A 17337-nucleotide genomic window follows, 5' to 3' on the forward strand; every position below is an offset into this window, starting at 1 on the left:
TTTTATGGGCAAGCCCATTGAGGTTGTTGCAACCACTCGTTTGGGAATCCCATGAGCTTCAGGCGGACGTCATCTTGATCTCTCACCAGTTCAGCCGCTCGTGTTTTCCATTGGCTATCCGGACTAATGAGATCGGTCAGGTATGCCAGCATTGTTAAAACAACATAAACACGTTGGCTCGGTTGGGGATGGGTCTTGCAAATAGGGGGGAGGGTCCAGCCTTTGGGCAGCTTGGGGCGAACCGCAAGCTCCCGATTCCATAACCGTGAGTGATGGGCGCAGCAATTGCGAATGAATGTGAGGGTATGAAGCCAGGATTCGAGCACTTCGAAAGGCAGCGAGAATCTGGCGGCAATGGCTTTCTTGTCAGCGCTCTTCGCAATGGCTCTGAACAACGTGGAGATGGTCCCCAGGCTTAGCTCCTCCAAAATCGCCCACGCTGGTGGAAGCTCCGGGTGATTGTAGGTTGCCCCGTAGTAACGAAAATAGTTGTCCCTGACCCGGTTCTCGCTTCGATTTGGATGAGTGACATGAGGCTGTTGCCCGGCTCGGGCGATCTCCCTTTGAAGCTTCTGAGCTTCTTTCCTTAGCTGGTCCCGTAGTGGCTTCAATAGCTCCGCATGTGCATACGAAGACAAGAACATCGCGGGGCAAGCGATCCAGTCAGGGCCGTGGCGCGGGCACATGTGATTGCTGATGGCCGCCCGAATGGCCACCTCTACCCGCTCAATGGCGTCCATGATCAAGCGTCGTAAGAGGCCGTCGAATCGATAGATATCGACCACCTCTCGCAGTGTCGCACCGGCCTTGAACGTATGATTCACATCCTGCTCTTGAAACGGTCGCATATAAGGGCTTAGGCGAAACAGCGTGACCACTTCCAGAAAGCGCAGCGCCCTTGTGTCATTCGCGATGTGCAGGCCACGTTGCTTCAGCAATTCCAACTGCTGCTCAACGCTGAGGGCCGGCTTGGCGAATGGCCTCATGTGGTTTTCTCCAGGCAAAAAAAACCCGCACGATTTGAGCATGCTGACTGGGTCAACCTAGGCTTGGCGGGTGTGTTGGGGTGCATTATAGGCGCCGAGCGATGATGGTCAACGCTAAGATCTGGCTAAATTGTAACGATCTCTCCCCAGTAAAAAGCAGGGGGATGCCATTGATTCAGGCAGGAGCTGGACGGCACAAACAAAAAAGGCCCACCTTGCGGTGAGCCTCTTTTTACTGCGTATGGTGCCGGCACCAGGAATCGAACCCGGGACCTACTGATTACAAGTCAGTTGCTCTACCATCTGAGCTATACCGGCACAGGGGCGTCATTATAGCGATCAGTTTGCGTCTGTAAACCACTTCTGCAACATTCCTCGCAATACCTGTTATCAACAGGTATCACGAAGCATTTTCTTACCAGCCGCGGTGCAATGTCGTGGCGTCGGGTTCGGCTTTGCTCGGGTCGAAAAGCATCGGTTTGTGGTCGTGGCAGCCGCGCTTGTTGCAGTGCATGTAGGGCTGCGCCGGCAGGCCGTTGTCGCCCAGGACTTGCATCTTGGGCATGTCCCAGCCGGCGTCCGGCGTGTAGCTTGAGCTGCTGCAACCGGCCAGGGTCAGGATGACGGTGAGCAAGGCGAGTGAGCTGAGTGTATTCACAATGAATTCCGTTTTCCGCAGGTTTCAGTCTTTGTTGAGGATGCGCTGGATGGTGCCGCCGCAGCTCTGGTAGCAACTGTCGTAGTCATTGCCGCAGCTTAAGCTTGAGCCACTGCTGTACGGGTAGCTGGGGTAGTAGCAGCTTTTACGTGCCTCTTTTTTGCTCTTGCCAGCGTGGCAGTGTTGGTAGCTTCTGAGGTTGGCCTGGTACAGGGCCTGGTCGCTGTTTTCTTGCAGGCGGGCCATCTGTTTGCAGTGGTTGCGTTCGGTGGCGCAGCTGTTGATGCAGTTCATGCCCATCATGCTGGGCGGTGGCGAGTATCTATAGGTGTAGCTGGGGCCGCAGCCGCCGAGCAGGGCGACAGCCAGGAGCAGCGCGACGCGCCACTTGAGTGAATTGCTCACGAGTTACCCGTTCCTTGATCATTCCTCGCTGAACTCCAGCAGGTCACCTGGCTGGCAGTTCAACGCGCGACAGAGCTTCTCCAGGGTTTCGATCTTGAAACCCTTGATCTTGCCGTTTTTCAGCAGCGACAGATTCGCTTCCGTAATCCCGATAATTTCGGCCAGATCCTTGGAGCGGATCTTGTTCTTGGCCATGACCACGTCGAGGCGGATGATTATCGGCATAGGGGGAAGCTAGACATAACAGTTGTGTTCATCGCTGATGGTTTTGGCGTCACGCATGAGGAGTGAAAAGGCGCAGAGCAAAATCCCTTTCATGATCTCGTAAACCGCCACAGATGATACACCGATCGATACGCTGAAGCTTCTTTCCCCGGCCGGCAAGTCGATGGCGAAGGCCAGGCCCTGAAGCGTGCTGATCACCGGCCAGAGCATCGGTGTGCAGATGCACAGCAGGCCGACCCACCACAATAGCTTGATGTTCGGCGCGGTCCAGGTCTGCCCCTTGGACAGGCGCATGAAGAACAACCGGTGAAGAACAGCGCCAGTACCGACAAGCTGCTGGGGATCAGTTCCAGGGCGAGTACCAGGCTCAGGGCCAGGGTGGAGGGTTGATAGTCGGGCGCCAGCAGCAATGGCATCTGATCGCCATAGCTTTGCAAGTAAGCGCTTTGTACTTGGGCTTTGTCGAATACCCATAGCAGCCAGGTGCCGGCAAATTCGGCGACGGCGGTCGTCCAGGCGAGGAGGGCGGCGAATGCGCCGATCACTCGAAGGCGCGAGCGCGCATAGGCCACTGTTTTGCTGTTCATGGAATGCCTCCGTTCGGTGTTGAGCGGTAGGCATTATTTTCTATAAATTATCGCAAAACAATAATTAATTGTTGTACATTTGGGTAATGCGGCGTTTTGACTCATCGCGGGGCAAGCCCGCTCCCACCCAAATCCCTGTGGGAGCGGGGTTGCCCCGCGATGCTTTTAAGAGTGAAAAGTATAATTTACGAACCTTTCTGCAGCCTTTAAGGGCTTCCACCTGAATACGTGCTCAAAGACGCGAAATTTAATTAGTTATTTTCTATCGATTTGACTTTTACAATGCCTTGAGTTAATTTTCTGTTTATTATGTTGAACACTAAAGCGTTTCTGCTCCCCACCTCTCGTCTGGCCTCCCGTGAAAATCACTGGACCGGCGGTCTCTAGCGCCTCCCCCGACAAACAGCTTTTTCTCTCTTTTTGTCTGTAGCCGTCGCCGTTTGTGCGCCGGGTTTGTGTCGCCCGTGGGAGGGCATCATGCGTTCCTGGATTTATTTGTTTATCGCCATCACCGCTGAGGTGATCGGCACTGCGTCGATGAAATTCGCCGCCACTGACCACCCGATTCTGGGCCATGGCTTGATGTACGCCATGATCGGTCTGTCGTACTTCTTCCTGGCGCTGGCAGTAAAACGTGTGCCGGTGGGCGTTGCCTACGCGCTGTGGGAAGGGTTCGGCATCGTGTTTATCACCCTGATCAGCGTTACCTGGCTGGGTGAAAGCCTGGGCCTGCTCAAGGCTGCGGGTCTGGGTGTGATGATCGCCGGCATCCTGTTGATCAAGGCCGGTACCCGCTCAGCACCTGCCGAGCGCAACAGGGAGGCCCTGCCATGCTAAGCATGAACTGGATTCCTTTCGCCTGGCTTGGCCTGGCAATCGTGCTGGAAGTCATCGCCAACCTGCTGCTCAAGTACTCTGATGGCTTCCGCAAGCGTGGCCTGGGCGTCCTGTCGATTCTCTGTGTGCTGGCGGCCTTTACCGCGCTGGCCCAGGCTGTTCGCGATATTGAACTGTCGCTGGCTTATGCCATCTGGGGCGGCTTCGGCATCCTCGCCACCGTGGCGATGGGATGGGCACTGTTTGGTCAGCGCCTGGCCGGGCGTGGCTGGTTGGGCCTGGTCCTGTTGCTGGCAGGCATGAGCCTGTTGAAACTGGCCTGATTTTCCTGCTTAGAGCCATTTGCCGGGAGGCTTATGCACAAGCTGCGTGCCAGCCATGCAGCGCGTACATCGGAGCAACGCCCGCCGTTGGTCTTTGCGCAAATGGCTGTTTTTGCTGGCGATAAGCCGCTGAACAAAAAACCACCAATCGCTGAAAGCGCTTGGATCCAAGGATTTTCAGGGTTTTTTCAAAAGGTTGCCCACAGACTTATCCACAGGCTGCGCACAGTTGGGGTCGGTTACTGGCGCTCGGCCAGGAGCATCAGATTGCGCGGGGTCAGCGGTTGCTCACAAAACACCCCCAGCTGCACCCGGTAGCCTTGCTCCTGCAAGTACAAGCCACGGTCCAGCACCAGCCACAGCTCCAGCGGGCGACGGAACAGATTGCGTAGCAGTTCCAGGTTGCGTACCTGGGCCAGGCGCTGCCAGCCCTCGGCCTGCAACGCTTCCCAGTCTGGGGCGTAGTCGATCTGCAGGTCTTTGAGTGCAGCCAGCTGCCGACAGTAGTCGGCAAAGGGTTTGTGCAGCCAACTGACCGGCAATGACGGTGTCGGCAAGTATTCATCTTTGCCCCGCAGCTGACGTTGCAGCAGATCGAATCCCAGCCGTCTGGCCATCGATTCGTCACGCTGACGACGTACCCGTGCCCCGGCGGTGACGGTTTCGCTCAGTGGCAGACCCAGATCATCAATGGACAACTGCAGGCCTGAGGCAATGGCGGCGGCGGACAGTGGCTGATACTGCGCTGCCTGGATGCGGTTATAACAGCAGGGCGCAATGGCCAGCTGGCGGCAGCCCTGACGACTGGCCAGTTGCATCAGGCGCACATGCAGGTCGCCGCAGGCATGCAGGGCCACTGCCGTATGTTCGCTGCCCAGGTAACGGTCGGCATCTGCGCTCAGTACGTCCTGCAACAGGTGCTGGCTGACCAGGCCATGATGCTGACTGAGTTTTTGCCCTGCTTCGACCAGTGCCGCATCGTATTCCAGGCACGTCAGCTTTTGCCTGTCGGTTTGCAGCAGGCGACGCCCAAGGTGGCCTTTGCCCGAGCACCAGTCGAGCCAGTGTTGCGGTTGGTGGGTAAAACCCAGGTGGCTGGCAAACGCCTCGATCTGCTGCCACTTGCGCCCCGGCACATCTACATTCAGGCGCTGGCTCGCCGCGGGCAGGGCGATTGTGGATAACTCGCCAACCTCTGACAGCTGACTGGCCAAGCTTGCCAGCTGTGGAAAAGGCGCGGGTGCGTCCAGTTGTTCGGGATGGTTGTGTGCTGCCTCCGCCTCACTCAACGAACGTTGCCGCAACCAGCTGGCCAAGTCCGGGTGCCTGGCTTCCCAGGGCAAGCGCCGTTGGGTGAAGGGGCGTGGTCGCCATAGCGGTTGATGCTCGCGCAGAAAGCCGTCCAGGGCCTGGAAGCGGTTAAGCAACTGGTCATCTTTTAGTGGGCGAGGAGTGGTCATAGGCAGGTACGAAAACGGGGCTGTGATTAGCCCCGTTATACAGGTTCAGCGACCCTGGCAGGCGTCGACGCGCAGCCAGCGTTCGAGTTGCTTGAACGCTTGCACCAGCACGAAGGAGATCACTAGGTACAGCACCCCGGCGGCGAAGAAGATCTCTATCGGCATGTAGGTGCGGGCGATGATGGTCCGCGCCATGCCGATGATGTCCAGCAGGGTCACGGTGCTGGCCAGGGCACTGGCCTTGAGCATCAGGATCACTTCGTTGCTGTACGCCGGCAGCCCGATGCGGGCCGCACGTGGCAGCATGATGAAGATCATCGCCTTGGTCCGGGACATGCCCAGAGCACGCGCCGCTTCGATTTCGCCGCGTGGGATGGCTTGCAGGGCGCCGCGCAGGATCTCGGCGATGTAGGCGGCCGTGTGCAGGGTCATGGTCAGCACCGTGCACCAGAAGGGATCACGCAGGTAAGGCCACAAGGCGCTGGTTTTCACTGCGTCGAACTGCGCCAGGCCGTAGTACACCAGGAATAGCTGGACCAGCAGCGGCGTGCCACGGAAGAAGAAAATATAGCCAAACGGCAGGGCGCGCACATACCAGTGCCGCGACGAGCGGGCGATACCCAGCGGAATCGCCAGGATCAGGCCGACGATGACGGCAATGGCCAGCAGTTCCAGGGTCAGCGTGGCGCCCTGGATCAGCTTTGGCAGCCACTTGATGATGACTTCCCAGTTCATTGGTTGGCCCTCGCGAAGCCGCGAGCGGCGCGTTTTTCCAGAAAGTGCATGACGATCATGGCGATGATGGTCAGCCCCAGGTAGATGAAGGCTGCGGCCATGTAGAAGGTGAACGGCAACTTGGTGTTGGTTACGCCGTTCTGCGCCTGACGCATGATTTCTTCCAGGCCGATCACCGACACCAGGGCGGTGTCTTTCATCAGGATCATGAACAGGTTGCCCAGGCCCGGAAGGGCCATGCGCCACATCTGCGGCAGGATCAACCTGGTGAAAATCCGGCTCTTGGACAGTCCGAGGGCCAGGCCGGCTTCACGATGGCCTTTCGGGATGGCCAGGATCGCGCCACGGAAGACTTCCGTGGCATAGGCGCCGAAGCACAGGCCCAGGGCGATGACGCCGGCAACGAAGGGCTTGTCCATCAGCGTGGCGAAGCTGAAATAGATAAACAGTACCCAGAGCAATTCCGGCACGCCGCGAACCAGCGTCGAGTAGGTGCCACCAATCCATTGCAGGGGTTTGAACGGCGAAGTCTTGGCCAGGGCGCCGAGCAGCCCCAGCACCAGCCCCACGCAGAGGGCTGACAACGCCAGTTTGACGGTCATCAGCGTCCCGGCCGCCAGGGCCGGACCGAATCCGTATAGATCAATATTCATGGGCAGGTGTGTTCAAGGGACGGGCACCGCCGGTCAAGGCGGTGCCGGTCGGGGCGAATCAATAGATGCTGAACGGGAAGTACTTGTCGTTGATCTTCTTGTAGGTGCCGTCAGCAACGATTTCTTTCAGGGCTGCGTTGAGCTTCTCGCGCAGTGGGTCGTTTTTGCGGACCGCGATACCGATCTCGTCGCTCTCGACCACAGGCTCGCCCTTGAACTCGTAGTTCTTGCCCGCGTCGGATTTCAGCCAGTCGTAGTTGACGAACTTGTCAGCCAGCAGGGCATCGACGCGACCGGAGGTCAGGTCCAGGTAGGCGTTTTCCTGGGTGTCGTAGAGCTTGATTGCCTTGACGTCGTCGCTGAAGTTGTCTTCCAGCCAGGTGCCGGACAGGGTGGCGCGCTGGGTGCCGATGGTCTTGCCTTTGAGCGAGGCCTTCAGCGAGTCCATGTCGGTCTTGTCGATCTTGAAGTCGCTGTTCTTTGGTGCAATGAACTGTAGCTTGTTGGAGTAGTAGCGGTCGGTGAAGTCGACGGCTTGCTTGCGCTCGTCGGTGATCGACAGCGACGAGACGATAAAGTCGTACTTCTTCGCCAGCAGCGACGGGATGATGCCGTCCCAGTCGGAGGTGACCACTTCGCACTCGACCTTCATCTTGGCGCACAGCGCGTCGCCGATGTCCTTGTCGAAGCCGACTACCTGGCCGCTGGCGTCCTTGCTGTTGAACGGCGGATAGGCCGCCTCGATGCCCATCTTCAGTTTCTCGGCAGCCATTGCATTGGCCGAGAACACCAGCGTGGCGGCAGCGGCCAGGAGGAATTTCTTATAGGTCTGCATGCGTGTTGCTCCGTTAGCGGTTGCTGGACATGAATTGTTTACAACGCGCCGAGTTCGGGTTCTCAAAAACCTGCTGCGGCGTTCCCTGCTCTTCGACCAGCCCTTGGTGCAGGAAGACAACTTCGCTGGACACCTGGCGGGCGAAGCCCATTTCGTGCGTAACCAGTAGCATGGTACGGCCTTCTTCGGCGAGGGCGCGGATAACGTTAAGCACTTCCTGGACCATTTCCGGATCCAGCGCCGAGGTCGGTTCGTCGAACAGAATGACCTTGGGTTTCATCGCCAGGGTGCGGGCAATGGCTGCGCGCTGCTGCTGACCACCGGACAATTCGGCCGGGTAGCTGTGGCGCTTGTTGTGGATACCCACCTTGTTGAGCAGTGCTTCGGCATGCTCGATGGCTTCGGCCTTGCTCTGGCCAAGCACGCGCCGTGGCGCCTCGATGATGTTGTCGAGGATGCTCATGTGCGGCCATAGGTTGAAGTTCTGGAATACGAAACCGATCTCGCTGCGCAGGCGATTGATCTGTTTGTTGTCGGCAGCGACCAGTTCACCGTTCTTCGCGGCCTTGAGCCGGAGTTCTTCGCCGGCCACCAGGATCTGGCCCTGGTGCGGGTTTTCCAGCAGGTTGATGCAGCGCAGCAGAGTGGACTTGCCGGAGCCGGACGATCCCAGGATCGAGATCACGTCGCCATCGCGAGCGGTCAGCGAGATGCCCTTGAGGATCTCCTGGTCGCCGTAGCGTTTGTGCAGGTTGCGGATTTCCAGCGCGGGCGTGGCCTCAGCCATGTGCGGTCCTCATGTGTTCTGGTGCGCTCCTGCTGTTGGCGGCCTTCTTGGCGAGCGCCAAGCTAGCATAGCGGCCGAATGACAGCCAACAAGGTCGGGAGGGGCAAGCGGTTGCCAAGAGGGCGAGTGTCGCATCGCTGCAGCGGACTGTCGCGCGGATGACCACTTGCCCTCGTTTCCAGGGCCGGAGCCTTGATGAAAAAAGGCGCGATGGTGCCAGTTTTGGCCAGTGCTGGGAAGTCGTTTCTGACCTTGTGCACAGCTTTGGTGCTTGAGCACGGCGACTGGTTGCGCCTGGCGGTTGCGCCTTTTTGCCCGGAGGTTGTGCAAAAGGTGTTGCCGCAGGCGGGTTATGGTGCGCCTGGGCATTTGTAAGTGGGTATTTCAGTAATTTTGCTTTTCCGCCTGTTTTTGATGGTTTTTCGGTCAGTTTCTGGCAGAAAGGCCTGTAAGCCTTGTTGCACGGGGCTGTGAGAAATTCCGCACGAACGGTCATGTCGCTGGCGCGTTTATTGCCTTGCTCACCGACTACAGGATGTAGCACTCTTTTTTGAAGGGTGCGCCTGACGAAGCAGGATTTAGAAAGCCACTCCTTGCAAAGGAGTTTTATGAGCGGTACGCACAATTCCAATGACCTCGCTCAGGGGCTCAAACAACGGCATGTCACCATGCTGTCCATTGCTGGTGTCATCGGTGCCGGCCTGTTCGTAGGTTCCGGGCATGCCATCGCCGCAGCCGGTCCGGCCGTTTTGCTGGCTTATGCCGCCGCCGGTACCCTGGTGGTGCTGGTGATGCGCATGCTCGGGGAGATGGCGGTCGCTTCGCCGGATACGGGCTCCTTTTCTACTTATGCCGACAAGGCCATCGGCCACTGGGCCGGTTTTACCATCGGCTGGCTGTACTGGTGGTTCTGGGTGCTGGTGATTCCGCTGGAGGCCAACGCCGCAGCGGCCATCCTGCATGCCTGGTTCCCTGATGTCGGCATCTGGGTGTTTAGCCTGGTCATTACCCTGTTGCTGACCGCAACCAACCTGTTCAGTGTGAAGAACTACGGCGAGTTCGAGTTCTGGTTCGCTCTGCTCAAGGTTATCGCCATCATCGGCTTCATTGTTCTTGGCCTGGCGGCCGTGTTCGGTTTCCTGCCCAACAGCCAGGTCAGCGGTGTCAGCCACCTGTTCGACACCCAGGGCTTCATGCCCAACGGTCTGGGCGCGGTGCTGGCAGCCATGCTGACCACCATGTTCTCGTTCATGGGTACCGAAATCGTCACCATTGCGGCAGCCGAATCCAAGGATCCGGGCAAGCAGATCTCCAAGGCCACCAACTCGGTGATCTGGCGGATCTTCCTGTTCTACCTCGTGTCGATTTTCCTAGTGGTGGCGCTGGTACCGTGGAACAGCAGTGAGCTGGCGGAAGTCGGTTCGTACCAGACGGTGCTGAACCTGATGGGCATCCCCAATGCCAAGCTGATCGTCGACATCGTTGTGTTGATTGCGGTGACCAGTTGCCTGAATTCGGCGCTGTACACCTCCTCGCGCATGCTCTTCTCCCTGAGCAAGCGTGGTGACGCTCCTGCCATGGCCCAACGCACCACCTCCAGCGGTACCCCGTACTGCGCGGTAGTGCTGTCGACGGCAGCGGCGTTCCTGACGGTGATTGCCAACTACGTGGCCCCTGCCGCGGTGTTCGAGTTCCTGCTGGCGAGTTCCGGCGCCATTGCCTTGCTGGTGTATCTGGTGATTGCCATATCGCAGTTGCGCATGCGTCGTCAGCGCATGGCGCGTGGCGAGAAGATCGCCTTCAAGATGTGGCTGTTCCCGGGCCTGACCTGGGTGACCATAGCCTTCATTGTGGGCATCCTCACCGTGATGCTGATTCGTCCGGATCACCGTATCGAGATCATTGCGACCGGCTTGCTGTCGATTGCTGTGGTAGCGGCGGGCCTGCTGGTGGCGCGTAAGCGCAAAGCCGAGGCGGCTGGGCGTGTGGTGCTGAACAACTGATTCAGTGCCGATGAAATGAAAAGGCCGCGATCTGTGAGGATCGCGGCCTTTTTTGTGTCTGCTGGATTTATCAGCCGAACATCTTCTGTTGCTGCTTGGCCACTGCTTCCGAGGCCGAGATATAGGCTTCCTGGAACTCGTCGCTCTCCAGCCAGGCCATGGTGGTGGCTTCGTCGGCACCGTCCAGCCATTGGCGGTAGGCAGTGAAGACCATGACGATGTAGTCGGTCGCGTGCTCTTCCTTGTGGCCTTTGAGCACCAACGCCAGCAGCGGGTCGACCAGGAACACCGAGATCAGCGCCACCAGGCCGCCTTCCTCGGCTTGTTTCATTTTGTCGAACAGGGCGGTGTAGCTGCCCGAGTTCATGGCCTTGTTGAAGACCTGCTCGACGCTGGCGCTGGAGCTTTCGCCGGAACCCTTGACCGCCTGGCCGCTACGCACCATGCGGTTCTCGCGAGCCTTGGTGGCGGCGCGCTTGGCGCGTTTCTGCTGTTTGCTGTTGGAGGCCATCGGTGAACCCTGAGTCGAAAAATTTTGCGTATTGAAGCTTAGTTGGCAAAGAAACCCAAGTGTATCCGACGGCCTCGCTCAGGCGGGCTGTGCCAGCTCGCCACGGTCTTCCTCGACGAGCACCCGCGCAGCACGCTCAACCAGCAGCGGATCAGGCAGGTGGGCCACGCGCAGATCCTTGCCCGGATAGTCCAGTGAATGCAGGAAGTGGCGGATGCAGTTGATCCGTGCGCGCTTCTTGTCGTCGGACTTGATTACCGTCCAGGGCGCATCAGCGGTGTCGGTATGGAAGAACATCGCCTCCTTGGCAGCGGTGTATTCATCCCACTTGTCCAGCGACTTGATGTCGATGGGCGACAGTTTCCAGTGTTTGAGCGGGTCGTCGCGGCGTGAGATGAAGCGGCGCAGTTGTTCTTCGCGGTTGACCGAGAACCAGTATTTGAACAGTAGGATGCCGCTGTTGCAGAGCATGCGTTCCAGGTCGGGTGCCTGGCGCATGAACTCCAGGTACTGCAGGGGCGAGCAGAAGTCCATGACCCGTTCGACACCGGCGCGGTTGTACCAGGAGCGGTCGAAGAAGACCATTTCACCGGCGGTGGGCAGGTGCTGGATGTAGCGCTGGAAGTACCACTGGCCCTTTTCCTGTTCGGAGGGTTTCTCCAGGGCGACGATCCGTGCGCCACGCGGGTTCAGGTGTTCCATGAAGCGTTTGATGGTGCCGCCTTTGCCTGCGGCATCACGGCCTTCGAACAGCACGACGATGCGCTGGCCGGTTTCCTTGGCCCAGCTCTGCACCTTGAGCAGCTCGATCTGCAGTTCGTGCTTGGCCTTTTCGTACTCCGCGCGGCGCATGCGGGTCCGGTAGGGATAGCTGGCCGGCAGTTTCGCTGCGGTGCTGTCCTCGTTTGATCCGCGTGGAGCAGAGGCAACTTTCAGTGCGGCCGGTTGCTGGCTGATGGCGCTGATTTCGCCGTCAGCGGTAACCGTGGTTGGCTTGCGCGCAGTGCGTGGCCGCCGTGGACGTGTGCTGGCGGGTTTGCGTGGCGGGGTCTGGCTGGTGCTGGCCGGTGTGTCCGAAGTCGGCGAGGGCAGAGGCAGGGCAGTGGATTCTTCGCTCATTATATAGGCCTGTTGGTACTTTCGAATGTCCTCAAGGCATCTTACAGCTGCGCACCAAGGGCATATTGACGGTGGTCAACAGCCCTTGGCATAGCGCAATCAGTACCAGTATTTCGGGTAGCTGTTGGCCTGGCGCGCATTGTTCAGGCACCAGGCCACGGCGACGATCACCAGCGAGCCGGCCAGCACTGGCGCAACCACGAAGCTCAGTGGTGCATGGCTGGCGATCACCACCAAAGGGTTGGCCCCGGCAGGCGCGTGCAGGGTGCGGGTCTGCTGCATGGCTGCCAGGGCAAGGCCGACTGCCAGTGCTGTGCTCCACCAGCTGTCGCCCAGGGTATGCAGCACCGCCAGGCCTACCAAAGTGGCAATCACGTGCCCACCAATGATGTTGCGCGGCTGCGCCAGCGGCGAATCAGGCATGCCGAAGGCCAGGACGCAGCTCGCGCCAAACGACGCCATCAACCACGGCGCGCCGGACACCTGGCTGAGCCAGCCGGTGGCGCCGATCGCCAGAGCCGCGCCAATCAGGGACAGCAGGCTGAAATGCAGGGAGGGGGCGGCTGGCGCCTTGGACTTGAAGAGCATGGGTACAGTCTCCGCGAGGGCAATTTGCGTCGAGGATACCGATCGGTTTACCTGTGAGTCAACCGATCGGTATACACTGAGTGCATCTGTCCAGTTCGAAGGTGTGTCATGAGTACGTCCGAGAAAATTGCCGAGTCGGCCCTGCGACTGTTCTATCGCCAGGGCTACCACGGCACCGGGGTCGAGCAATTGAGCCAGGAGGCCGGGGTAACCAAAAAAACGCTGTACCGACATTTCCCCAGCAAGGAGCTGCTGATCGAGGCGGCGCTTGAGCGCCGTGACCTGGATTTCATGACACGCCTGGAAGGCGCGCTGGTGGCCGCTGCGGCAAAAGCACGGCCACTTGCCTATATCAACTTCATCGAAGCTTGGGCACGCTCTGAAGACTTTCACGGTTGTGCTTTCATCAATGCTTCAGCTGAGTATGCCGACGCGAGCGAACCACCCCATGTGCTGGCCAGGCTACACAAGCAGAAGGTATTGACGGTGCTGGAGCGGGCTTGCAAGGAGGCGGGGTGTCGACAGTCGGCGGTGGCCGGGCAGTTATTCCTGATTGGCGAGGGGCTGATCGTTGCGTCTCAGGTTGGCGGGGTGCAGGCGTCGCTGTTTGAAGCGGCGCGCGAGTTGGTGTGCGCTCTGGTCAAGCGCACAGAAGAGGCAGGAAGCGCAAAAATTTAGCCGGTCAGCTGTATTCAAGCCGTACCCCTGCGGCACGACGGCAGCGACGATCGATCTCATCCCTGGCTTTGGCTTGCGCGTGCCATTCCCGTGTGCGAGGTCGAAGCTTGGGTGTGGTGAGAAAACGCAGGCATGAAAAAAGCCCCAAGGAATCACTTCGCTTGGGGCTTTTCGGTATTAGTGGTGCCCAGAGACGGAATCGAACCGCCGACACGGGGATTTTCAATCCCCTGCTCTACCGACTGAGCTATCTGGGCAACGGGGCGCATTAAAAGGCTTTTTCGGATTTGCGTCAACGACTTTTTGAAAATTTCTTAAATTAATTCCGTCGCTTACGATTTCCGGGGGTTATTCGGCCGGTGGAACGTAGCCTTCGGCCTTTTCGAAATCCTGGCCGGAGAAGAACTTGTCCATCTCGCCCTGGAGGAATTTGCGGTCCTCGGCGTTCATCATGTTCAGGCGCTTCTCGTTGATCAGCATGGTCTGTTCCTTCTGCCAGTCGGCCCAGGCTTGCTGTGAGATGTGCTCGAAAATGTCCTGGCCCTTGGCGCCCGGATAGGGTGGACGCTCCAGGCCTGGCAGTTGTTCTTTGTATTTGCGGCACATTACGGTGCGGGTCATCGCGACTCTCCTGCAATCAAAACGTCGGCCGCGCGTTTCAGCAGTTTTTTGACCGGGGCGGCAAGGCCCAGGCGCGGCGGGGTGGCGAGGTTATACCAGAGCCAGTCGGCCTCGGCCACGTGAGTCCGGGTGTCATCGACCCGGACCAACCATGGTTCGATGGCCAGCTGGAAATGGCTGAAGGTGTGCGTCAGGCCGTCCAGCGCCTGGCTACCGGCGAGGTTCAGGCCGTGCTGGTCGGCCAGGTCGTCGAGCTGCTCCAGGTTGTCCAGCTCCGGCAGGCTCCACAAGCCACCCCAGAGCCCCGTGGAAGGGCGGCGATAAAGCAGGATGGCACCTTCGCGGTTTGCCAGCAGCGGCATCAGTGTGCGGCGCTGTGGCAGCTCCTTGCGCGGCTTGGGCACCGGGTAGCGAATCTCTTGGCCGAGCATGTGCGCTTCGCAGCCAAGCTTGAGCGGGCACAGCAGGCAACTGGGCTTGCTGCGGGTACACAGGGTCGCGCCGAGGTCCATCATTGCCTGGGTGTAATGGTTGACCCGGCTGTGCGGGGTATAGCGCTCGGCATTGGCCCACAGCGCCTTGGCCACCTTCGGCTCGCCCGGATAGCCTTCCTGTGCGGTGTAGCGGGCCAGCACGCGCTTGACGTTGCCGTCGAGGATTGGCGCGCGCAGGCCCATGCTGATACTGGCAATGGCCCCGGCGGTGGACAGGCCGATGCCGGGCAGCTCGGTCAGCTTCTCGACATCCCGCGGGAATTCGCCGCCGTACTGCTCGACGACGATTTTCGCGGTCTTTTGCAGGTTGCGCGCCCGGGTGTAGTAACCCAGGCCCGTCCACAGGTGCAGCACTTCGTCTTCAGGCGCTTCGGCCAGGGCCTGCACCGTCGGCAGGGCCTCCATAAAGCGGCTGAAATAGTTGAGCACGGTGCTGACCTGGGTCTGCTGCAGCATGATCTCCGAAACCCACACCCGATAAGGCGTAATGCCCTGTTGCCAGGGCAGGTCATGGCGGCCGTTACGGTCGTACCACTCCAGCACGGCGCTGGAAAACTGCTCGGGGCTCATCGCTTGAACAACCCCTTGAGTGCATCCTTGAGTTCCGGACTGACCTTGTCACCGAACTTCTCGTCGATCTTGTCACTGAGTTTTTCGCTGACCTTGTCACCCGCCAGCTTGGCTGCGACCTTGCCCAGGCCGTCTTTGTCCAGGCGGCAAGCCTTGGCGCCAAGCTCAAGCGGACCACGGCAGCGCAGTGGCAGTTCGAGGCCGACGTAGCGCTCGCCGACCTGGCAGGCCGGATCCGGCATGTCGCGTTTGTCGCCTTCGACGACCACATCTATCCGATAGTCCATACCCAGTACGCGCAGGTCGAGATCGCCATGACCATTGACCGTCAGGCCGGGAATACGCGCCTTGAGATCGGGGTTGCTGGCCACGCCATTACGCAGCACCAGGCTGCCTTTGAGCTCCTGGAAAGGGGTGTCCTTGCCTCGGGGTTCGCCGCTCAGGGCTTTGCGGTTGAGGGTGGCAATGGCTTGGCAGAGCTGTTGCTCAAGGTTGGCGTTGACCAGGATGCCGTCGTTGATGACAAAGCTGGCGTTACCGTTGAGGGTATCGACCAGCGCTTTCTGGCTGTTACCGGTGGCAGTCAGGTCGCTGTTCAGGGTCAACAGGCCCTTGACCGGTGGCGCTTCGGTCTGGCTCTTGATGAAGTGTTCGACCGGTACCCGATTGACCTTGGTGTTAAGGCCGATCTGCGGCACTGCCGGACGAACATCCAGGGTGCCTTTGGTTTCGAAGTCGCCGTTGTAGAGACCGCCGCGCAGGGTTTCCAGGGTGATCAGGCCACCTTGGCCCTGGGTCTTGAGGTGGGCGTTCGCGATCGGCAGCTTCTCCAGCGTCAGCAGGCCGAAGCTCAGGTCAGCCTGCAGGTCGAGCTGGCGCAGGCGATCGACCGGCAACAGCTTGTCGTTGCTCCAGGCTACCTGGGTTGGGGCGTCGGGCAGCGGCGTGTTGCCGGCGCTGGCCAAGGCGCTCTGTTCCTTGCTCTTGACCTCGGCCTGGCGCGCCGCAGTGGTGCTGGCCGCCGCTTCGCTCTTGGCCGGCATATAGCGGTCGGCGTCGAACGTGTCAGCTTTGAGCTGAATGCGCAGGGCTTGTTTGGCGAAGTCTTCGACCGCCAGGCGACCGCTGAAGGTGCTGCCGTCGAGTTTTATCGCCAGGTCTTCCAGAGCCAGGCTGTTGGAGCTGCCTTGCAGGCGGCTGACCATCTCGAACCTGTTCAGCGTGGTGGTGTCAGCTGCGGCAGGCAGCGGGTGGCCGATGCTGTCGAGGAAGGTGCGCAGGTTGATCTGTGCGATGGACAGGCCGCCGGTCAGCTGTGGGGTCTTGTCCAGGTCGCGCAGGTTAAGCTCGCCAAGGGCGCGCAATTGGTTGGCCGAGAGCTTCAGGCCGTTCCATTCGGCGACATTGGCTGCCATGTCGACCAGCAACTGGCCCTGGGCGGCGAAGGTCAGGGTTTTGCCCTGCAGAGGCTCGCCAGAGGCTTCGCCGCTGAGTTTCATGTCTTCGAACTGGTAGCGCTTGAGGCGGCGGTCGAAGCGCAGTTCGCCATTGAGTTCAGTGCGCGCTTTGAGTACCGGTTGCCCGGTGCTGATAAAGGCGGTCATTTTCAGTGGGATGTTCACCCCTTCGTGTACAGCACCTGTGCTCAACTGGATGCTTTCGGCGCCAAAGGTCTGGCCGCTGCGCGCATCGCTGTACTGAACCCGGGCGTTGTTCACGGTCAGGCTGTCGATATCCAGCTTGACCGGACGCTCGCTGGCGTCGTTCTTGCTGTCGGTCTTGGCCGTGGTGTCGCCGGCAGGTGCAGGGGCTGCGCCGTCGGCTGGGGTCGCTGCGGCGGCTGGCAACGGCTTGCCGATGTCTTCCCAGTTGCCGTGGCCGTTTTCGTCGCGGCTCAGAATCAGGTTCAGGCCTTCGACGCGCACGTCGCTCATCTGCACTTCACGGCGCAGCAGAGGCAGGACGCGCACTGACAGGCCAAGCATTTGCAGGTCGGCAAAGGGCACTTTCGGATTGTTCAGGGTAGCGATGCTGGCTTCATGCAGTTCCAGCCCCAGCCAGGGAAACAGGCTCCAGCCAATCTCGCCATTGAGGGTCAGCTCGACGTGGGCCTTGTCGCGTGCCAGCTGGCGAATCTCGTCTTTGTAGTCGTTGGGATCGAAGAGGTGGGTCAGGGCAAAGCCTAGAGCCACAATGACCAGCAACAGCCCGAGAAGCCCTAGCCCCAGGATTTTGCCGAACGCTTTCATGGGCGAGTCCTTG

General features: G+C 59.7%; 21 protein-coding genes and 2 tRNA genes. 5 read left to right on the plus strand and 18 right to left on the minus strand.

The window, feature by feature from the left end; all coding sequences use genetic code 11:
- Positions 1-2: 2 nt before the first annotated feature.
- The 6 genes from ACRESH_RS03290 to ACRESH_RS03315 form a co-directional block, all read right to left on the minus strand.
- Entirely contained in the window at positions 3-986 is a 984-nt protein-coding gene (locus ACRESH_RS03290) for an Abi family protein (RefSeq protein ID WP_431740596.1), read from the minus strand.
- 242 nt (positions 987-1228) lie between these two features.
- Positions 1229-1304 (minus strand) — tRNA-Thr (locus ACRESH_RS03295).
- 97 nt (positions 1305-1401) lie between these two features.
- Entirely contained in the window at positions 1402-1644 is a 243-nt protein-coding gene (locus tag ACRESH_RS03300; protein ID WP_431740597.1) for a hypothetical protein, read from the minus strand.
- Positions 1645-1668: 24 nt separating this feature from the next.
- Complete coding sequence (locus tag ACRESH_RS03305) at positions 1669-2049, minus strand: hypothetical protein (RefSeq protein WP_431740598.1); 381 nt, start codon at positions 2047-2049, stop codon at positions 1669-1671.
- An 18-nt stretch (positions 2050-2067) separates the two neighbouring features.
- Positions 2068-2274 (minus strand): helix-turn-helix domain-containing protein, encoded by a 207-nt coding sequence (locus tag ACRESH_RS03310; RefSeq protein WP_038605723.1) that lies wholly within the window; start codon positions 2272-2274, stop codon positions 2068-2070.
- 9 nt (positions 2275-2283) lie between these two features.
- Complete coding sequence (locus ACRESH_RS03315) at positions 2284-2568, minus strand: hypothetical protein (RefSeq protein ID WP_431740599.1); 285 nt, start codon at positions 2566-2568, stop codon at positions 2284-2286.
- Between the two features lie 770 nt (positions 2569-3338).
- Here ACRESH_RS03315 and ACRESH_RS03320 point away from each other — a divergent pair.
- Together ACRESH_RS03320 and mdtI are read left to right on the plus strand one after the other, a co-directional pair.
- A complete protein-coding gene (locus ACRESH_RS03320; protein ID WP_431740600.1) occupies positions 3339-3698 on the plus strand; it encodes an SMR family transporter in 360 nt (119 codons plus the stop codon).
- Positions 3692-4021 (plus strand): multidrug/spermidine efflux SMR transporter subunit MdtI, encoded by a 330-nt coding sequence (gene mdtI, locus ACRESH_RS03325; RefSeq protein ID WP_157190839.1) that lies wholly within the window; start codon positions 3692-3694, stop codon positions 4019-4021. Before ACRESH_RS03320 ends, mdtI begins: the two co-directional genes overlap by 7 nt.
- Positions 4022-4260: 239 nt before the next feature.
- On the opposite strand, the gene ACRESH_RS03330 is transcribed toward mdtI, so the two are convergent.
- From ACRESH_RS03330 to ACRESH_RS03350, 5 genes are read right to left on the minus strand one after another with little or no spacing between them, the layout of a single operon-like run.
- Positions 4261-5481 (minus strand): methyltransferase, encoded by a 1221-nt coding sequence (locus tag ACRESH_RS03330; RefSeq protein ID WP_431740601.1) that lies wholly within the window; start codon positions 5479-5481, stop codon positions 4261-4263.
- A gap of 45 nt (positions 5482-5526) precedes the next feature.
- Entirely contained in the window at positions 5527-6216 is a 690-nt protein-coding gene (locus ACRESH_RS03335; RefSeq protein ID WP_431740602.1) for an ABC transporter permease, read from the minus strand.
- Positions 6213-6869: an ABC transporter permease gene (locus ACRESH_RS03340; RefSeq protein WP_431740603.1), complete on the minus strand. Its 657-nt coding sequence runs from the start codon at positions 6867-6869 to the stop codon at positions 6213-6215. Before ACRESH_RS03340 ends, ACRESH_RS03335 begins: the two co-directional genes overlap by 4 nt.
- A 58-nt stretch (positions 6870-6927) precedes the next feature.
- A complete protein-coding gene (locus ACRESH_RS03345) occupies positions 6928-7704 on the minus strand; it encodes an ABC transporter substrate-binding protein (RefSeq protein WP_431740604.1) in 777 nt (258 codons plus the stop codon).
- 13 nt (positions 7705-7717) lie between these two features.
- Positions 7718-8491: an ABC transporter ATP-binding protein gene (locus ACRESH_RS03350; RefSeq protein WP_431740605.1), complete on the minus strand. Its 774-nt coding sequence runs from the start codon at positions 8489-8491 to the stop codon at positions 7718-7720.
- Positions 8492-8686: 195 nt separating this feature from the next.
- Between ACRESH_RS03350 and ACRESH_RS03355 the strand changes: the two genes are divergently transcribed.
- Positions 8687-8866, plus strand: coding sequence for a hypothetical protein (locus ACRESH_RS03355; protein ID WP_431740606.1), 180 nt, complete (start codon positions 8687-8689; stop codon positions 8864-8866).
- Positions 8867-9099: 233 nt separating this feature from the next.
- Positions 9100-10494, plus strand: coding sequence for a GABA permease (gabP, locus tag ACRESH_RS03360; protein ID WP_431740607.1), 1395 nt, complete (start codon positions 9100-9102; stop codon positions 10492-10494).
- A gap of 70 nt (positions 10495-10564) precedes the next feature.
- Here gabP and ACRESH_RS03365 read toward each other — a convergent pair whose 3' ends face one another.
- The 3 genes from ACRESH_RS03365 to ACRESH_RS03375 all read right to left on the minus strand — a co-directional run bounded on the left by ACRESH_RS03365 (position 10565) and on the right by ACRESH_RS03375 (position 12712).
- The gene (locus ACRESH_RS03365) at positions 10565-11005 is read right to left on the minus strand and encodes a hypothetical protein (RefSeq protein WP_431740608.1); all 441 of its coding nucleotides are present in this window, start codon (positions 11003-11005) and stop codon (positions 10565-10567) included.
- A gap of 78 nt (positions 11006-11083) precedes the next feature.
- Positions 11084-12124 carry a polyphosphate kinase 2 gene (gene ppk2, locus ACRESH_RS03370; RefSeq protein WP_431740609.1) on the minus strand — a complete coding sequence of 347 codons (1041 nt, stop codon included), beginning with the start codon at positions 12122-12124 and terminating at the stop codon, positions 11084-11086.
- Positions 12125-12223: 99 nt separating this feature from the next.
- A complete protein-coding gene (locus ACRESH_RS03375) occupies positions 12224-12712 on the minus strand; it encodes an HPP family protein (RefSeq protein WP_431740610.1) in 489 nt (162 codons plus the stop codon).
- A gap of 108 nt (positions 12713-12820) precedes the next feature.
- Here ACRESH_RS03375 and ACRESH_RS03380 point away from each other — a divergent pair, with 108 nt between their 5' ends.
- Positions 12821-13390, plus strand: coding sequence for a TetR/AcrR family transcriptional regulator (locus tag ACRESH_RS03380; protein WP_431740611.1), 570 nt, complete (start codon positions 12821-12823; stop codon positions 13388-13390).
- 181 nt (positions 13391-13571) lie between these two features.
- Here ACRESH_RS03380 and ACRESH_RS03385 read toward each other — a convergent pair.
- From ACRESH_RS03385 to ACRESH_RS03400, 4 genes are all read right to left on the minus strand, one after another.
- A tRNA-Phe gene (locus ACRESH_RS03385) sits at positions 13572-13647 on the minus strand.
- A 91-nt stretch (positions 13648-13738) separates the two neighbouring features.
- On the minus strand, positions 13739-14011 hold the full coding sequence (locus ACRESH_RS03390; protein ID WP_431740612.1) for an oxidative damage protection protein: 273 nt from the start codon (positions 14009-14011) through the stop codon (positions 13739-13741).
- On the minus strand, positions 14008-15075 hold the full coding sequence (gene mutY / locus ACRESH_RS03395; RefSeq protein ID WP_431740613.1) for an A/G-specific adenine glycosylase: 1068 nt from the start codon (positions 15073-15075) through the stop codon (positions 14008-14010). The genes ACRESH_RS03390 and mutY overlap by 4 nt, the downstream gene beginning before the upstream one ends.
- A complete protein-coding gene (locus ACRESH_RS03400) occupies positions 15072-17324 on the minus strand; it encodes an AsmA family protein (RefSeq protein WP_431740614.1) in 2253 nt (750 codons plus the stop codon). The genes mutY and ACRESH_RS03400 overlap by 4 nt, the downstream gene beginning before the upstream one ends.
- Positions 17325-17337 lie beyond the last annotated feature (13 nt).

The sequence above is a fragment of the Pseudomonas sp. genome, from assembly GCF_050739775.1.
Classification (GTDB): Bacteria; Pseudomonadota; Gammaproteobacteria; order Pseudomonadales; family Pseudomonadaceae; genus Aquipseudomonas.

What these genes read in the sequence shown, in the direction of transcription:
- ACRESH_RS03365 (WP_431740608.1), bottom strand. Translation starts at nt 11,005, where the DNA reads ATGGCCTCCAACAGCAAACAGCAGAAACGCGCCAAGCGCGCCGCCACC.
- ACRESH_RS03335 (WP_431740602.1), bottom strand. Translation starts at nt 6,216, where the DNA reads ATGAACTGGGAAGTCATCATCAAGTGGCTGCCAAAGCTGATCCAGGGC.
- ACRESH_RS03290 (WP_431740596.1), bottom strand. Translation starts at nt 986, where the DNA reads ATGAGGCCATTCGCCAAGCCGGCCCTCAGCGTTGAGCAGCAGTTGGAA.
- ACRESH_RS03380 (WP_431740611.1), top strand. Translation starts at nt 12,821, where the DNA reads ATGAGTACGTCCGAGAAAATTGCCGAGTCGGCCCTGCGACTGTTCTAT.
- ACRESH_RS03390 (WP_431740612.1), bottom strand. Translation starts at nt 14,011, where the DNA reads ATGACCCGCACCGTAATGTGCCGCAAATACAAAGAACAACTGCCAGGC.
- ACRESH_RS03345 (WP_431740604.1), bottom strand. Translation starts at nt 7,704, where the DNA reads ATGCAGACCTATAAGAAATTCCTCCTGGCCGCTGCCGCCACGCTGGTG.
- ACRESH_RS03375 (WP_431740610.1), bottom strand. Translation starts at nt 12,712, where the DNA reads ATGCTCTTCAAGTCCAAGGCGCCAGCCGCCCCCTCCCTGCATTTCAGC.
- mdtI (WP_157190839.1), top strand. Translation starts at nt 3,692, where the DNA reads ATGCTAAGCATGAACTGGATTCCTTTCGCCTGGCTTGGCCTGGCAATC.
- ACRESH_RS03355 (WP_431740606.1), top strand. Translation starts at nt 8,687, where the DNA reads ATGAAAAAAGGCGCGATGGTGCCAGTTTTGGCCAGTGCTGGGAAGTCG.
- mutY (WP_431740613.1), bottom strand. Translation starts at nt 15,075, where the DNA reads ATGAGCCCCGAGCAGTTTTCCAGCGCCGTGCTGGAGTGGTACGACCGT.
- ACRESH_RS03320 (WP_431740600.1), top strand. Translation starts at nt 3,339, where the DNA reads ATGCGTTCCTGGATTTATTTGTTTATCGCCATCACCGCTGAGGTGATC.
- ACRESH_RS03350 (WP_431740605.1), bottom strand. Translation starts at nt 8,491, where the DNA reads ATGGCTGAGGCCACGCCCGCGCTGGAAATCCGCAACCTGCACAAACGC.
- ACRESH_RS03315 (WP_431740599.1), bottom strand. Translation starts at nt 2,568, where the DNA reads ATGCGCCTGTCCAAGGGGCAGACCTGGACCGCGCCGAACATCAAGCTA.
- ACRESH_RS03330 (WP_431740601.1), bottom strand. Translation starts at nt 5,481, where the DNA reads ATGACCACTCCTCGCCCACTAAAAGATGACCAGTTGCTTAACCGCTTC.
- ACRESH_RS03310 (WP_038605723.1), bottom strand. Translation starts at nt 2,274, where the DNA reads ATGCCGATAATCATCCGCCTCGACGTGGTCATGGCCAAGAACAAGATC.
- ppk2 (WP_431740609.1), bottom strand. Translation starts at nt 12,124, where the DNA reads ATGAGCGAAGAATCCACTGCCCTGCCTCTGCCCTCGCCGACTTCGGAC.
- ACRESH_RS03400 (WP_431740614.1), bottom strand. Translation starts at nt 17,324, where the DNA reads ATGAAAGCGTTCGGCAAAATCCTGGGGCTAGGGCTTCTCGGGCTGTTG.
- gabP (WP_431740607.1), top strand. Translation starts at nt 9,100, where the DNA reads ATGAGCGGTACGCACAATTCCAATGACCTCGCTCAGGGGCTCAAACAA.
- ACRESH_RS03340 (WP_431740603.1), bottom strand. Translation starts at nt 6,869, where the DNA reads ATGAATATTGATCTATACGGATTCGGTCCGGCCCTGGCGGCCGGGACG.